This is a genomic window from Armatimonadota bacterium (genome assembly GCA_031460175.1).
GTDB classification, from domain to species: Bacteria; Sysuimicrobiota; Sysuimicrobiia; order Sysuimicrobiales; family Sysuimicrobiaceae; genus Sysuimicrobium; species Sysuimicrobium tengchongense.
In genome coordinates, this window is sequence record JAVKGW010000005.1 from 152,303 (window position 1) to 166,991 (window position 14,689).

Consider the following 14,689-nt stretch of genomic DNA (forward strand, 5'->3'; position numbering starts at 1 on the left):
CCAAACTCAAACCAACAAACCCGCCTTACTTTCTTTAAATAAAAAGGAGCAGGCGGCACCACCCGAACCACACCGCAGCCGCCACAAGCCACCGCACTCGCCCGCGGGCCAGGACCGCGGTCGTGCCCGCTCCGGCTGCTCCCAGCCAGGCCAGGAACTGGGCCCAGCTCAGCATCTCCGTGGCCTGGACCTGGCCCAGTCGCCGGAGGAGGGTTTCGGTCCACGGCACGAAAGGCACCGGTAGGAAGAGGGGATCGTAGTAAAACGCCAGGGTGCCGGAAGCCAGAAGTAGCCCGGTGGCCACGCGGAGTCCAGGAGAGGCCGGATCCTCCCACCGGGCGACCCGCAGCGCAAGAGGCCAGAGCAGGACCGCCAGTGCCGGGGACCCCGTGCGGAGAGACGGGGCCAGCGCGGCTGCGGGAAGGGCCGAGAAGTACCCCGCGAAGAACAGGCGGGCGGAGGGAACTTCCACGCTCCAGCCCGCGACCAGGCGCGCGAGGAGGTGCGGCACCCCCCACAGGACCATCCCGAGGAACGGGTAAAGGGTGGTGGTCCGCACCGCGGCCTGCGGATCCGCGGCGAACCGGAAGCCCGTGGTGGCAAGCCCCAGGAGGGAGACGGCCGCGACCAATAGCGCCTTCTCCCCCCGCACGCCCTTTGCCGCCTGCTTGAACTCTTCCAGGAGCACGGGGGCCGAAGCGAGCAGCAGGGGCCACCACCCCGAGGGTGCTTCGACCTCCGAAAGCGCCGACCAGGCCTGTGCACCTCCCCAGTACACCAGGGCGAGCACCAGCCCTGAGGCGAGCCCGTCGCTGGCCGCGTCCACGGGGTCGTACCCTCGCAGCGCGCGCCAACCGGTCAGCAGGCCGACCAGCAAAAACAGAAAGCCGCACAGGGCCAGTCCTCCGGTCCAGGCGTCCTGGAGAAACCCCGAGACCGGACGCAACAGGAAAAGCGGCAGGAGGTCCAGCACCGCGGCCGGGGCAAGGGCGAGCCCGAGGGCCAGAATCCCCAACCCTGCGAGCATGAGAGCTACCACGGCGGGGACCTGTCGTCTACCGAGCACCTTCCGGACCCGGCCGACCAGACGACCGGCCAGCTCCGAGGCATCGTCCACCAGATCTGCGGCAAGCCACATCCAGAAGAGCCCCAAGAACGTGAAGAGGGCCGAATACCCCATCTGCAGGGCTTCCCCGAACCGGGCAGGGCCGCGGGCGATTCCCCCTCCGTATGCCACCGCCATCCCGGCGAAGAGCACGGCCCGCTCCGGAAGCGGAAACCGAGGAGGCCGCCGGGACAGGGCGAGCCCCGCCCCCGCGTACACCACCGTCCAGAGTGCCACCGAAGCCCACAGGGGCTTGACCACCCCGGGGCTCAAGCGTCCCAGCAGGAGAACCCAGGGGAAAAGCCACAAAGGGCTTGCGCGGTCCGCGCGAAGCCGCAGGACCTCCAGGAGGTACAGGGTGAAGGCCGGGACCAGCGCCACCACCCGGGGCAAGGCGAGGACGGGCGGCAGCAACAGGTACCACAGGGTGTAGAGGGCCATCCCGAACCGCAGGGCGGGATGGGCCGGACGCACTTCCGCGTTGAGCAGCGCGAAGACGAAGGCAGCGATGGCGCCGAGGAGCGCCTGAGCCGCGGCCCCCCGGAGCATCCATGCGCGCTGCGCCTCGCCCGCGAACACCACGGTGCCGAAACCTGCAAGCCCGCACACGAGGAGGACGAACCCTCCCACGCCCCACGGGCCGAGCCGAAGCAGGGCAAAGGCACCCGATACGGCCGTCTGGAGGTCTTTCCACTTGATCCCTAGGCCCAGGGCCTGGACCAGCTGATCCAGCCCGGCCACCGCGACCCCGAGCAACCTGCGCGCCCGGGTGGAAGCGGCCTCCCGTCGGTCCTCCTTCATCCCGCCCTCCGGAGTCTCCGCACCCGGTCCCGCCAGGCCTCCACCTCATCCTCCCGTCCCAAGCCCCGCACCGCCCGCCACTTCGCGGACGCAAGCCGGAAGAGCGCCTGACGCAGCGGCTTCGAAAGCCCCCGGTCATCCACCAGGAGGGAGAGGAACTCCTCCTCCGTCACCACGTCCGCGACAACCTCCTCCCGCAGGAACCGAACAAGGAGCTCCCGATCCTGCCGTCGGGCCCACGCGTGCACGAGAACCAGCAGACCGATGGGTGCCCACTCCCAGAGCAGGAGCCCCGCCGCTGCCAGGGGTTGCCAGGGGCCGGAAACCAGGGAGACGCGGGCGACCTGGAGGAATGCGACGGATCCCGCCGCTCCCGCCGCCCATCCGATCACAGCAAATCCCCACTGGAGCAGGCCTCGGAGCCCCCACTCCCGTCCAAACCCCAGCAGGGCGCCGTATAGGGCCGGGAGCATCGCCTGAGCCAGGCCGGCTCCCAGGATGTGGAGTTGCATCCCCAACTCCAGGAGCGAGCCCGGGAGGAGGGAGATGCCCAGGCCCACGAGGGCGTAACCGACTCCCACCCCAAGGCCGTAGAGAACGCCGTCCAGCCCGCTCTGGTATTGCCGCCGTAGTCCAACGTAGCAGGCCAGCACCGCCGCCGCCTTGCCCGCCTCCTCCATCACGGCCAGCCGAGCCGTAGGGGCGGAGTACCAGACGTGGACGAACCCGGGCCAGCCCTCCCACCCTCCGAAAACCCCAGCCAGTAGCCGCGCCACGACGGGCGCCAGCACCCCTCCCCCAAGCAGGGCTGCCGCCACCACGGTGCCGGGCTGCCTTCCAAAGCGTGCCGCGTGCGCGACAAACCCCAAGTAGGCCACCGTGAAGAGCACTGGAAGCAGCCTCACCTTCCACCCCTTGCCCGGCCCATTCTCCTTGCAAGCCGCCTTAAAATTCGGTTAAAGGCGGTGTGAGATGCCTGGGGGCGTGTGGCTCGTACGGACGCGCTTGCTGGACCGACTCCCGCGGGAGCCCCGCTACGTGGTGTGGTTGCAGGCCCCGTACGGCTTCGGGAAGACCGTCCTGCTCCGGCAGTGGGCAGACCAGCTTAGGGAGAAAGGGTGGCGGGTCGTCTGGGCGAGCGGGGCAGCGGGTTCTCTTTCCGAGCAGATCGCTCGGTCCCTGGGGGCCGACCCCACGGCCAGATGGGGGCTTCTTCGGGTGCTCCTTGAGGATCGGCCCACGCTCCTCGTGCTGGACGACGTGGCTCTGGATGCGACCTTGGACCTGCGGCTTCCCGCGGACGGGCTCCTCGTGGGGCTCAGCAGCCGCGCGGAGCTCAGCTGGCCGGAGCTCCCCCGGATGCACACCCAGGGAAGGCTTGTGCGGCTCACCGCGGAGGAGCTGCGGTTCACCCTCGCGGAGGTCCGGGAGCTCATCGCCGACGACCGTCGGGCCTACGAGGTTTGGGAGAGCTCAGGCGGGTGGCCCATCGCGGTGCACATGGCGGCCCTCACGGGCACCTTGGACCTCCACCGGGCCTTGGTCCAGGGGGTAAGGGAATCCCTGGGATCGCAGGAGTGGGAGACCCTCCTGCTCCTCTCCGCCCTTCCCACCCTTCCGGACTCCGCGGAGGACAGGGGACTCCGGCGTCTTGAGGAGTCCGGATTCGTGCAGCGCACCCCGGAGGGCTTCCGGATCCACGCCCTCTTCGCGGAGGTCCTCCACGCCACCGCCCTGGCGGAGATCCAGGAAGCGGTGCGCAGGCGGGCTTCGCAGCTTTCTCCGGAGCTTCGGGCAGAGGCGTACTTTCGCTCCGGCCTATGGCAGGAACTGGAGCGCCTGCTCGACAGCCCCGAAGCCCTGGATCTGGCCGGCATCTCCCCTTCTGGCCTCCTCCGGTGGTGCCGGGCGCTCCCCGGGCTTGGCGGGCCGTGGCGGCGGCTGGCATACGGGATGACCCTGTGCCTACAGGGGAAACTCCAGGAGGCCTTTGCGCGGCTGGAGGCCCTCGCCCGCGACGTGGAGGCGACGCATCCCGAAGTCGCCATCCGGGCCTGGGGACTCGTGGCGTACAACGCGCCGGAGGTAGACCTGCAACGGGCGCTCAACGCCGTGGAGCGGGGATGGCGGCTCGTGGACCGGGTAGAGCCGCATGCCGCTGCCCGGTTCCTCAACTGGGCGGTCTGGCCCCTCTGGAAGGCCGGGCACCTGGACCGGTTTGAGGCCGCACTCCAAGAGGCCTCCAGACGCCTGCCGCCGGACGACCCGTACCTCTTCCACCCCATCGGCTACAACCTGGCCTTTCTCCGCTGGCAGAAGGAAGGGAATCTGGAACACTACCTCGCCTGGAACCGGCGCACCGCGGAACACCAGGAGCGCACCCGCTCCCACAACCTCCCCCTCACCCTGCTCGAGACCGGCCGCCTGCTCGTCCTTGCGGGTCGGTCCGAAGAAGCCCTGGCCTGCTTCCGCAGAGCACAGGCTCACCCCGGATGGAACTTCTGGGCGGAGGCCCTGGCTGCCGCCTGGGCAGCCTACCTGGAGCGGGATACCAGGCCCTTCGAGCGGCTTGCGAGCCTCGCGGAGGCGGACGAGAACCCGGAACTGCTGGATGCGATCCGGGGTCTGTGGGCGCGTACCCTGAGGGAAAGCGGCTCCCCCGACCTTGCCCTCGCGGTGACGCAGCCCGTCCGAGGCTTCTGGACCGCGCTGGAGGCGGCCTTGACCCTGTGGGAGCTGGGGCGACCCGAAGAAGCCCAGGTTTACCTTCCACCAGAACCCAGGGATCGGGAGGAGCGGGCCTATTACCACGCAGCCCGGTACCGGATCCTGCGGTCCGAGGTAGACCTGGAAGCCCTGGTCCGGCTCACCTCCCTCGGGCCCCGGATCCTCCCGGCGCTCCTGCCCGTGCACGAGCTGCCCCGGCACCGGCCGGAGCTCGCGGACTTCTACCCGATTGAGGAGGTGCTCCGCTGCGGCTGGAAGGAGGCCATAGAGCGGCGCCTGGACGAAATCCCACTCCTCGCGGTGGAGCTGCTGGGACGGTTTCGGGTCCGCCGTCTGGGACAGGAGGTCTTGCTCTCTCCCACCGCCCGCAACCTGCTCGTCCTCCTCCTTTTGGGCCGGGACCGGGAAGCCATCGCGGAGGACCTGTGGCCGGAAGCAGCGCCCGGGCAGGCCCGCAACAACCTCCACGTCCACCTCCACCACCTCCGCCGGGCGCTGGAACCATGGGGAGTTCCCACTTACCTCACGCCCACCGGGTTCCGGAGGACCCGGGTGGACCTCTGGGACCTCCAGGAAGCGTTGGACCGGCAGGATGCGGAGGCCGTCCTCCGGTTGTACCGGGAGCCCGTGGCTCCCGGGGTGGACCTCCCCGCGGTGGACGAAGTCCGGTACGCCCTCCAGCAACGGGTCGTGGACCTCCTCCACCGGCGGGGGAGCGCTTCCGAGTCTGAAGAGGGCATCCGGTACCTGGAGCGGGTGCTGGAGCTGGACCCTCTGCACGAGCCCGCCCTCCAGGCCCTCCTGCGCTGCCTACTGAGTCTGGGCCGTCGGGAGGCAGCCCTGCGGGCCTACCGGGCCTTTGCGGAGAGGTTGCGGGCCGAGCTGGACACCGACCCCCTCCCCGAGACCCAGGCCCTTCTGGATTCCGTACCAACCGGAACCTCCTCCCGCAGGAGGCGGTCTTAAGCCGGTTTTAAGTCCGGCTGGCCTAATGTGGCCCCGACGGAGCGGACCGGAGGCGGCCATGGAGACCGGTGCTCAACAGTCCTTTACCTCGGCCCAGAAGATCGTGGCCATCGGCGGGTGGTGGCTGTGGTGGATCGCGCTCGGCGGGTTCTTCCTGCAGCCCCCGCATCCTCTCGTCCGCCGCCACACGCTCTGGGCCCTGGGGTGGGGAATCCTCCTCTCCGTGGTGTTCGGGTTCTTTCCCCTGCTGTTTTTACTGATCGCAGGGGCCACGGGCAACCGGACGTTTGCGGGAATCGCTACCCTTGGGGGTCTTGGCTGGAACTTCCTCGGAGTTCTGGTTTGGTTCGCGGCTGCCGCGGTGAACACCTACGCCTTCCTCCAGGGAAAGGGGCCCTGGCTGAGACCTTAAGCCACAGATGGAGGGATTCCGATGCGCTGGCTTCTCGCAGCCGTAGATCAACCCCGCCCGCTCCTCCCGTCGCCACAGACCGTGAGCCCACCGCCTGAGGCCGCCGGTGCCGTGACGGGAGGATCCGGGGTGATCCTGGGAGCCCTCATCGTCCTCGTGCTCACCGCCCTGTACGTGGCCATCCTGTACTGGGCGGACCGGCACGAGAAGGAGCCCGGAAGCGTGCTGGCGGCAGCCCTGTTGGGAGGGGCCATCGCGGCACCGGTCCTCACCGTGGTCCTGGAGCGGCTTGCAGGGATCCGCATGTCCGTCTACCCGGCCTCCTTCCACGCCCTCAACGCCGCCTTCTTCGGTCCCAACCCCGCAGGGGCCGTGGTGGAGGAGGGCATGAAGGCCCTGGTGATCCTCGTCCTCTTCCGGGCCCTGCCGCGGGAGTTCGACGGGGTGCTGGACGGCGTGGTGTACGGGGGGATCGTGGGAGCCGGGTTCGCCCTGGCGGAGTCCGCGGTGTACCTGTGGGACCTCTCGCGCCTGGGGCCTGCGGCAGCCCCCGGGGTCGGCATGTTCTTCGGCATCCTCCTCACCGGCCTCACCCACTGCGCGTTCGGGGCCATCTTCGGCGCCTCCCTCGGCGCCGTGCGGGAGTTCGGGCTTTCCGGATCTGGAAGCTGGTGGCTGCCGGTGGGCGGGTTCGGGGTCGCAGCCCTGTACCACGCGGCCTATGACGCCCTGGCGGCCCTGCTGGCCTCCGGCACGGGGCCGGTGGCCCTCGTGGGGCTCGCCCGCACCGCGGCGGACTGGGCCGGGGTCATCGCCCTGGTGATCACCGTGGCCTGGGCCCTGCGGCACGAACGGAGCGTGATGAGCCGCTACCTGCCCCTGGAGGCGGAGGAGGGCCACGTCCCGCGGGAGTACGTGGACGCCGTCCTGCAGGGCCGGTGGTCCAACCTGCCCGGGCCTGCGCGACAGCCTCTGGCCGAGCTGGCCTTCGCCCGCAGGCGCCTGGAGCGGGGGCTCACCAACGAAGCGGAACTGCAGCTGTACCGTGACCGGATCCGGGAGGTCGCCCGATGAACCGTAGTCTTCTGATCGGCGGCGGTCTGGGCTGTGGGTGCCTCACGCTGCTCGCGGTGGTCGCGGTGGTGGCAGGACTCGTGGTCTTCGCACGGCCGAAGTCCGTGCCGACTCCGCAGCCCACGGTGAGTCCTCCGCCCGCGCCGAGCCCTGCCCCGACAGGTCTCGGTCCCACGCCACAGCCCAGCCCTGTTCCCACGCCTCCGCCGCCCGGTGGCCGGTGCCCGCAGCAGCCCGTGGCCCAGGGACCGGAGGCGCTGGGGAAGGGGATCTGCCCCCAGCAGGTGCCGGGGGTGGAGATTGGAGGCGGAATGACCGTGCGGCTCGGACCGGATGGGATGCCTACGGAGCCGGCGGGCGTGTTCCGGGTGGGAGAGCGCGTAGGGGTGGACTACACCATCCTTCGCATGGACACGCAGGTGGTCAGGGTGGTCGTCAGGGTAGAGTCTCAGGAGCGTGTGATTCCGGTTAACCAGCCGGAGCCTGAGGACAAACCTGGACGGTTCCTCTACCGCCTGGACACCGGCGGCGGTTCTCCTGGACTCTACGCCTTTGCCCTTGCCGTACCCCAGGGAGGCCAGCCCGCGGTGGTGCTGGTGATCCCCTTCGCCCTCCAGTAGGAGCTCGGCGTGGCGACCTCGGCGGCTCGTCCCTCCTTCGGCGTGGACACGTTCCTGAAGGCCGTCGGGCTTGCGGGCTTCGGCTTCGTGCTGCTCGTACTCGCGCTTCTGCAGATGCTCCTCTTCTACCAGAAGGCCGGAGGGGTGTTGCAGTTCCTCATGGCCAGTTTTGCCGCCCTTTCCGTGGTCCCCTTCTACACCGGGCTCATCCTCCTCCTGGACCGCCACGAGAAGGAACCGGGCTGGCTCCTCTTGGGCGCGTTGCTGTGGGGAGGGGTCGTGGCCACCTTCTTCAGCCTGATCTTCAACTCCATCGGGAGCGCCATCCTGGTGGCCGTCTTCGGACCCCGGCTCGGCGAGCAGCTCAGTGCGCCCTTCGTGGCACCCGTGGTGGAGGAGACCTCCAAGGGACTCGCGGTTCTCCTGATCTTCTTGCTGTGGCGCCGGGAGTTCACCAACACCGTGGACGGCCTCGTGTACGGGGCCCTGGCCGGCCTGGGGTTTGCGGCTACGGAGAACATCCTGTACTTCGCCCGCTTCGTCCGGGAGGGCGGAGCCGGCGGGCTCGCCGTTGGCTTCGTGATCCGGGCGGTCCTCGGAGGTCTCTCGCACTCGGTCTACACCGCGTGCACCGGTGCGGGCCTCGGGTACGCCCGGGAGACGCGGGGCGTTGGCCGGTTCCTCGCGCCCGTGGTCGGTTACTTCTGCGCCATGTTCCTCCACTTCCTTTGGAACTTCTCCGCCACCTTCGCCCTGCCCGCGGTCGCGCGATCTGCGGGTAACGCGGCACTCCTGATGCTCCCCGTGATGTCGTTTTTCATCGAGGGGATCCCGCTCCTTCTGCTCGTGGTGATCGCGTACTTCGCCTGGAAACGGGAGGTGGCGGCCATCCGAGAGGGACTCGCGGACGAGGTCCAGGCGGGCACCCTCTCGCCGGAGGAGGTGGAAGTGCTCACCCGACCGCGGGAGCGGTCCCGGCACCTGTGGCAGGTTCTGACGACGAGAGGACCCCTTGCCTGGAACGCGGTGCGCCAGCTGTACGACGCCCAGGTGGATCTCGCCTTCGCCCTGTGGCGACTCCGGCGGGGCGAGCCGGTGGAACAGGACGTGCAGGCCCTCCGGGAACGGGTCCGGGTGTTGCGGGAGCGGGCCCGGGGAATGGGGGTGGCGGCATGAGGCAGGCCCGGACAGGCCAGGCCGGCGTTAGCGTTTGGGTCGTGGTGGCCGTTCTCGCGGCTCTGGTATTCGGATTCCTCGTACTGCTCGGAATGGGTGGGGTGGCCTGGTACCTGATCTCGCACCGCCCGAGCCCCCCACCGCCGGTCCCTGTTCCTTCCGGGCAATCTCCGACTGCCGCGCCCACCGGGCCTGCGCCGCAGCCCTCAGCTCCTCTTCCGCAGCCACCTGGTCCTATACGCTACGCCCGATACATAGACCCCGACGGCGAGTTCGCGGTGGACTACCCGGACACCTGGCGGGTTTTCCCAAACCGCCAAGGTGTGGTCTTCTCTCCTCCCACAGAGGACCCGCGCGAGGGGACCCAGGCTTTCTTCAGCAAGCTCGTCGGTCAGACCGGCCGAGGCCTAATTCCGGCCCAACAGCTGCTGGACGAAGTCGTCCAAGGCGAGCGGAGGCGGTATCCGGACTATCAGGTGGTGCAGCGGTGGGTACGTCCTGGGCCGTTCCGGGAGACGGAAGAAGCGTACCTCGAAGCCGTGTGGACGAACGCACGGGGTGAGCGGATGCACGGGGCGGGCCGCTTCCTCCTGCTCCACTCCGCAACGGTACAGGCCAGCATGTGGCGCCTCATTTTCTACCGCTCCCAGGAGACGGCCTGGCTCAGCCTCCTTCCCGTGTTCCAACACATGGAACAGAGCTTCCAGCCCGGCAGCACGGGCCCTGGCCCGGGACCATCTCCGAGCCCGACACCGACGCCGTAAGAGGGGACCCCAGCCATGCAAGGAGTCTCACACACACCCCTTCGTAAGGGCTACCTGGCCCTCCAGTTGGCCCTCCTCGGCGTTTTCGCCCTCGTTGGGCTTTTGGTCCTGCTGATCCTGGTGGGAGAGACCGGAGGGGTACTTCCCTTCCTCCTCGGGTCTGTTCTGTCCGTGCTCCCGGTTCCCCTCTACGTGGCGTTGATCCTGTGGATCGACCGGCACGAGAAGGAGCCGGGGTGGCTGCTGCTCGCGGCCTTCTTCTGGGGCTCCACCGTCGCCATCCTCTTCAGCTACATCTTCAACTCTCTCCTGGCGGAAATCCTGCGGGCCCTTCTGGGTCCCCTCTGGGCCACACGGGTCACGCTCGGCATCGTGACGCCCCTTGTGGAGGAGACCGCCAAGGGGGTGGCGCTTCTGGGCATGGCGTTTGCGGTGCGGGACGAGTTCGACAACCTCACCGACGGCCTCGTCTACGGAGCGCTGGTGGGCCTGGGCTTCGGGGTTGTGGAGAACGTCCTGTACCTGGGGCGCGCCTTCAAAGCGGGAGGCCTCGGAGGCTTGACCGTGCTGTTCTTCCTCCGGGTGATGCTTCTCGGCCTCATGCACTCCATCTGGACGGGATGCACGGGCGCAGGCGTCGGCTATGCCCGGGAGCGCGGGGGAGCCGCCCGGTTCCTCGCGCCCGTGGGCGGGTACCTGGCCGCGGTGTTCCTGCACGCCCTGTGGAACTCCAGCAGCGTGGGGCTCGAGGCCGCGGTCGGACCGAGGGCTTTGCTGCTCGTCCCGGTCCTCTTCGGGGTGATCCTCCTGCCGGGCGTACTCGTCCTCGGAGTGCTCGCTTACCTGTGCGAGCGGCGGGAGCGGGAGGTCCTGCGCTCTCACCTCCTGGACTTGGTGGCCTCCGGGGAGCTCTCGGAAGAAGAGCTGCGGGTGGTCGCGGGCCGGGAGAAGTCCAGGCGGCTTTGGCGCGCCTGGGCGCAGAAGGGACCGTCCGGGTGGCTCGCCCTCCGCCAGTTCTACGACGCCCTGGCGGAACTGGCCTTCGCCCGGTGGAGGGCCGCGCAGGGCAGGCCTTCGGGAATCTCGGAGGAGGAACTGCGGGCTCGGATCCGCGAGCTCCGGGAACGGCTGAAGGCGCTGGGCCTGGAAGGGCCCACGAGGGGGTAAACGGAAGGTGGACCCGGAAACCCTGTTCCAGGGAGCAGAGCGCTCCATTGCCGCTCGGCTTGCTTCCGCCCTCCCGCGTCTGCGGCCCGTGCTGCCTGCCCTGGAGGCGCAGCGGCGGCGGTGGGCGCGGGTCGTGTGGGCCGCCCTGACGCCGCCAGCGCTCATGGCGGCCTTCCTGGCGGGGAGCCTCGCTATCGGGCTTCTCCTGCTCGTCCTGGGGCTGCTGGCCTCTGCGGTCGCCCCGGAAGTCGGCGCTTCCCTGACGGCTCTCTCGCTCTCGACGCTGGCCCTCATGTCCGCCTTCGTCCCGTTTATCTCGTTTGTTCTCGGTCCCGTGTACGTGTTCGCGCTCGTGGTGGGCTGGATTCTCCTCGTACCCTACCGCGACCGGGTTTCCAGCGAGATCCGGACAAAACTCCTGGAAGAACTGGCTCCCCTCCCGGGCCTGCGGCCATCACACGCCGGGGCTGCTGAGTTCGGGACGGGGTTTGCCGACCTCGTCCGCGGCCTCGTGGGAGGCCGGCCCCCTCGCGTCAACCTGGCCATGGTGGGAGAACTCGCGGGCCGCCGGCTCGCGTTCGCGGAGGTGGACGTCCTCCCCACCATCCCCCGGCGGCGGGGCTTTCTCTACCCCGGCCCTCCCGGCCGAGGGGGCCGGCAGTTCTACGGGCTCGTGGCGGCCGTCGAGATGGACCCGCCCGGGAGCCCGACCGTGCTGGTCACCTGGGCGGGGTTCTGGGCGCGGGTCAGCCTGTGGGACCTGAACCTCTCGAGTGCCCGAAAGCGCTTGCAGAAACTCCCTCTGCAGGACCCGGCCTTCGACGCGCACTACGAGGTCCACACGGACCACGTCGAGCAGGCGCGGACCTTCCTCCGACCGGAGCTGCGGGGAGCCCTCCTGTACCTAGCGCGGCAGCTTCCCTGGAAGCCGCTGCTGGCCTTGGGAGGCGGCCACGCGTATGCCTTCGTGCCGTGGCGAGGGTTCCTGGAAATGTCGCCCTTCCGGCGGCTCGACGAGCGGTGGGTCCAGAACAAGGCACTTGCGGACCTCCGGGCCCTCCTCCGGGCGGTGTGCCTGGCCGCCGTGGCCGCGGGAGTTTCCGCACGGGATGTCGCGGACGCGTTCATGAAGGAGGCCCGGGCGTCATGACCTCTGTGTCGCTGCTGCTCGCGGTTTCCACCCTGACCCGGCTGGTCCCTTACACGGACGCGGAAGCCCGTTTCCGGGTGCTGCGTCCTGCCGCCTGGCAGGTGGAACGTGTCCGGGTCAACCTCATGGAAACCGTGTTCTACCGAGACCACCCCCGTCGGGGTCCGCGGGCAGTGGTCGTCCCGCAGGCTCAGGTGGCGGCCTCCACCCTCCGGGAGGCGGCCTGTCTTATGCTGCAGTACGTCCGGCCCGCGGACATCGTTCCACCGCGGTCCGGCCCCTGGCCCCGGAGGCGGTGCGGTTTCCCTTGGTCCTTTCACACCGCCGCCACGACCTCCGGGGAAGGCGAAGCCGCCTGGCAGGCCGGGCGCGCGCGGGAGAGGACTCTCTACCGGATCCGGCTGATCCAAAAGTCGGGCGGTGTGCTCCAGGTGGACTTCCTGGCGGGCGTGGCGCCCGCAGACGAGTTCATCTCTCTCCGGCCCATCTTCCGGCAGGTGATCCGTTCGTACCGGGCCCCCTGACCCGCCATGACGTCGTCTTGGACCGAACTCCAGCAAGCCGTCCGTCGGGCCCTCCGGTCGGTCCCCGATCTCGCGGCGGTGCTGCAGGCGGCAGAGGCCGAGCACCGGCGGTTGACCCCCTACGGCATTCTCATGCTTCTCGCTCTCCTCCTGCCGTTCGTGGGGTTCGTCCTGGGCTCTCCCTTCGGCCGTTGGGGCGGGTGGATCGGCTTTGGGGCAGGGGCTCTGCTGCTCGTGGCGTACTGGATCTGGTACTCCAACCGCGTGGACGCTCTCACCACCGCGGTCAAAGAGAGGGCGGTGGTCCCGGCTCTCGGAGCGCTGGGCTTCCGACTCCAGGAGACGGTGCCGGAAGAGCTGGCATCCCGGCAAAGAGTCGTCCTCGCCGACGTCTTCTCCGCCCCGAAGGTCGAACTGCACCATCCCACAGCGGCGACTCTGGGCGGGCGGGCGATTCAGGTGGCGCACGCGGCGGCCCAGAGATACATGGGGCGTGGTCTGTACCGTACCGTCTTCTCCGGGCTCGTGGCCACGGCGGCCGCTCCCACAGTCGGACAGCGCGTCCTCGTGGTCCGGGAGATGGGGGTCCTCGGGGCGCTCGAGGACGTGAAACGCAGGCTGGCGGGACTCAGGCGGGTGGAACTCCCGGACCCGACCTTCGAGGCCCTGTACACCGTGTACGCGCAGTCCGAGGACCTGTCCGCGGCCCTGCACCCCTTCTTCCGAGACGCCCTCGTCCAGCTCGGCCAGGTCCCGCGCGCAAGGCCCGTGGTCGCCTTCCACGAAGGCCAGGTCCACGTCTTCCTCCCCCGGCGGGAGTGGCTGAACCCAGCCGCTTGGGATCGGGTCTCGGAGGACCAGCTGAGCTCGGACCTGGAAGCGCTTCTCCAGGCCAGCTTCCTCGCGGCGGTGGCCGCGGGCGCTTCCCCGCAAGAAGTGCTGGCGTCGGTGCGGGAACTCACGGTGTAGGAGGGACGGCATGCGCGGTTGCCTCGTGGGCTGCGGCTGCCTCACGTTGGCGGTGACGGTCGTCCTCGGCCTCGTGGTGGTGGGCGCGGTGGCCCTCTTCTACCCCTACTACCGGGCGGGTAAGGAAGTCGCCGCCACCGGCTGCCCTCAACAGGCTCCGGCGCAGGCCCCGCTCGGCCGCGCGGTCTGTCCTGTCCGGATCGAGGGGCTCGAGTTCACGGGCGGCCGCTCCTACCGTCTTCGGGGCGTGGGTCCGGGCGAGCCCACGGGCCTGTTCCAGAGAGACCGCGATAGGGCCCTCGTGGTGGGCTTCAGCTACCGGTCCACGATTCCGGCCTCGTTGCAGGCCTCCCTTGCGGCCCTGCGGGACGGGCGCGTGGTCCCCGTGGCACCTGTGGGAGGAATAACCTTGAGGGCCAGCAGCGAGGGCTGGCGCTTCCAGGCGGTGTCCCTGCCGGACTCGGCAGGCCGCTACGCAGCCATCCTGTAGCCCTCCTCGGGTTCCGCCGTCGTCTTCCTGCTCCCCTTCGAGGTTCGCTAGGGAGTGGTCCCTGTCGCCTTACGGCACCACCCGGACCTGGTAGCGCCGGAGGGTCTGGAGGATCCGCACCTTCTGGGGGTCGCCGATCCGCACGAAGTCGAACTTCAGCAGGCGCGTGGCCCGGCTGTAGGCGATCACGAAGATGGCGGTCTCCGTCACGAGGAAGTAGCCGGGCTCCCGGGTCACCCCGTCTCCGTCCAGGTCCAGGTCTACCGTACCCCGCCGCAGGGGAAGCACCGCCTTCGGGTCGTCCCGCTTGAGCGCCACGAGGATCCGGGGCTTTTCGGGGTCCACGGGGCACAGCCAGGCGTCCAGACCCGTGGGCTTCCCGGAAGGATCCAGCACCTCGCAGCGCGGGGTCAGCAGCAGATTCTGGGCCGCGTTGCGGTAGCGACCTTCCGGGGTGCGCTCCAGCCGGAAGAACACCTTCTGGCCCACGGGCGACGTGCGCACCACCACCTCCCCCCGCAGCTCCCGCTCCCACCCTCCCACGGTCCGCACCTCGTAGGCTCGGGATACCAGACCCGCGGGGGCCGCCGCGAGGAACGCCGCCAGAACCAGGAGCCGCATGACACGGCCAGTAAACCCCGGGGGCCTTAAGGTCCGCTTAAAGCGCAGGACGGGCCGGAGACTTTAAGTGGGGCTTAAGGTCTTTGTGCCACGTTGTGAGCACAACTCCCTCTCTGTGGAGGG

13 protein-coding genes are annotated in these 14,689 nt (G+C 69.4%); 10 read left to right on the forward strand and 3 right to left on the reverse strand.

Features of this window, described 5'->3' with window-relative positions:
• Nucleotides 1-34: 34 nt before the first annotated feature.
• Both QN206_08515 and QN206_08520 read right to left on the reverse strand, forming a co-directional pair.
• Nucleotides 35-1,906 carry a hypothetical protein gene (locus QN206_08515; protein ID MDR7614849.1) on the reverse strand — a complete coding sequence of 624 codons (1,872 nt, stop codon included), beginning with the start codon at nt 1,904-1,906 and terminating at the stop codon, nt 35-37.
• On the reverse strand, nt 1,903-2,811 hold the full coding sequence (locus QN206_08520; protein MDR7614850.1) for a PrsW family glutamic-type intramembrane protease: 909 nt from the start codon (nt 2,809-2,811) through the stop codon (nt 1,903-1,905). The genes QN206_08515 and QN206_08520 overlap by 4 nt, the downstream gene beginning before the upstream one ends.
• Before the next feature lie 67 nt (nt 2,812-2,878).
• Between QN206_08520 and QN206_08525 the strand changes: the two genes are divergently transcribed.
• The 10 genes from QN206_08525 to QN206_08570 all read left to right on the forward strand — a co-directional run bounded on the left by QN206_08525 (nt 2,879) and on the right by QN206_08570 (nt 13,945).
• Complete coding sequence (locus QN206_08525) at nt 2,879-5,599, forward strand: BTAD domain-containing putative transcriptional regulator (GenBank protein MDR7614851.1); 2,721 nt, start codon at nt 2,879-2,881, stop codon at nt 5,597-5,599.
• Between the two features lie 58 nt (nt 5,600-5,657).
• A complete protein-coding gene (locus tag QN206_08530; GenBank protein MDR7614852.1) occupies nt 5,658-6,011 on the forward strand; it encodes a hypothetical protein in 354 nt (117 codons plus the stop codon).
• Between the two features lie 129 nt (nt 6,012-6,140).
• Nucleotides 6,141-7,085, forward strand: a complete 945-nt coding sequence (locus QN206_08535) for a PrsW family glutamic-type intramembrane protease (GenBank protein ID MDR7614853.1) — start codon at nt 6,141-6,143, stop codon at nt 7,083-7,085.
• Nucleotides 7,082-7,705 (forward strand): hypothetical protein, encoded by a 624-nt coding sequence (locus QN206_08540; protein MDR7614854.1) that lies wholly within the window; start codon nt 7,082-7,084, stop codon nt 7,703-7,705. The genes QN206_08535 and QN206_08540 overlap by 4 nt, the downstream gene beginning before the upstream one ends.
• A 9-nt stretch (nt 7,706-7,714) precedes the next feature.
• Entirely contained in the window at nt 7,715-8,881 is a 1,167-nt protein-coding gene (locus QN206_08545; protein ID MDR7614855.1) for a PrsW family intramembrane metalloprotease, read from the forward strand.
• A gap of 779 nt (nt 8,882-9,660) precedes the next feature.
• Nucleotides 9,661-10,812, forward strand: a complete 1,152-nt coding sequence (locus QN206_08550; protein MDR7614856.1) for a PrsW family intramembrane metalloprotease — start codon at nt 9,661-9,663, stop codon at nt 10,810-10,812.
• A gap of 7 nt (nt 10,813-10,819) precedes the next feature.
• Nucleotides 10,820-11,962, forward strand: coding sequence for a DUF3137 domain-containing protein (locus tag QN206_08555; protein ID MDR7614857.1), 1,143 nt, complete (start codon nt 10,820-10,822; stop codon nt 11,960-11,962).
• Complete coding sequence (locus QN206_08560) at nt 11,959-12,486, forward strand: hypothetical protein (protein MDR7614858.1); 528 nt, start codon at nt 11,959-11,961, stop codon at nt 12,484-12,486. Before QN206_08555 ends, QN206_08560 begins: the two co-directional genes overlap by 4 nt.
• Nucleotides 12,487-12,492: 6 nt before the next feature.
• Nucleotides 12,493-13,455, forward strand: a complete 963-nt coding sequence (locus tag QN206_08565) for a DUF3137 domain-containing protein (protein ID MDR7614859.1) — start codon at nt 12,493-12,495, stop codon at nt 13,453-13,455.
• Nucleotides 13,456-13,465: 10 nt separating this feature from the next.
• Nucleotides 13,466-13,945 (forward strand): hypothetical protein, encoded by a 480-nt coding sequence (locus QN206_08570; GenBank protein ID MDR7614860.1) that lies wholly within the window; start codon nt 13,466-13,468, stop codon nt 13,943-13,945.
• Between the two features lie 69 nt (nt 13,946-14,014).
• Here QN206_08570 and QN206_08575 read toward each other — a convergent pair whose 3' ends face one another.
• Nucleotides 14,015-14,566 carry a hypothetical protein gene (locus tag QN206_08575; GenBank protein ID MDR7614861.1) on the reverse strand — a complete coding sequence of 184 codons (552 nt, stop codon included), beginning with the start codon at nt 14,564-14,566 and terminating at the stop codon, nt 14,015-14,017.
• Between the last annotated feature and the right edge of the window lie 123 nt (nt 14,567-14,689).

Coding starts and splice junctions, on each gene's coding strand:
- QN206_08515 (MDR7614849.1), bottom strand. CDS start 1,906: ATGAAGGAGGACCGACGGGAGGCCGCTTCCACCCGGGCGCGCAGGTTG.
- QN206_08525 (MDR7614851.1), top strand. CDS start 2,879: ATGCCTGGGGGCGTGTGGCTCGTACGGACGCGCTTGCTGGACCGACTC.
- QN206_08530 (MDR7614852.1), top strand. CDS start 5,658: ATGGAGACCGGTGCTCAACAGTCCTTTACCTCGGCCCAGAAGATCGTG.
- QN206_08540 (MDR7614854.1), top strand. CDS start 7,082: ATGAACCGTAGTCTTCTGATCGGCGGCGGTCTGGGCTGTGGGTGCCTC.
- QN206_08550 (MDR7614856.1), top strand. CDS start 9,661: ATGCAAGGAGTCTCACACACACCCCTTCGTAAGGGCTACCTGGCCCTC.
- QN206_08560 (MDR7614858.1), top strand. CDS start 11,959: ATGACCTCTGTGTCGCTGCTGCTCGCGGTTTCCACCCTGACCCGGCTG.
- QN206_08565 (MDR7614859.1), top strand. CDS start 12,493: ATGACGTCGTCTTGGACCGAACTCCAGCAAGCCGTCCGTCGGGCCCTC.
- QN206_08570 (MDR7614860.1), top strand. CDS start 13,466: ATGCGCGGTTGCCTCGTGGGCTGCGGCTGCCTCACGTTGGCGGTGACG.
- QN206_08575 (MDR7614861.1), bottom strand. CDS start 14,566: ATGCGGCTCCTGGTTCTGGCGGCGTTCCTCGCGGCGGCCCCCGCGGGT.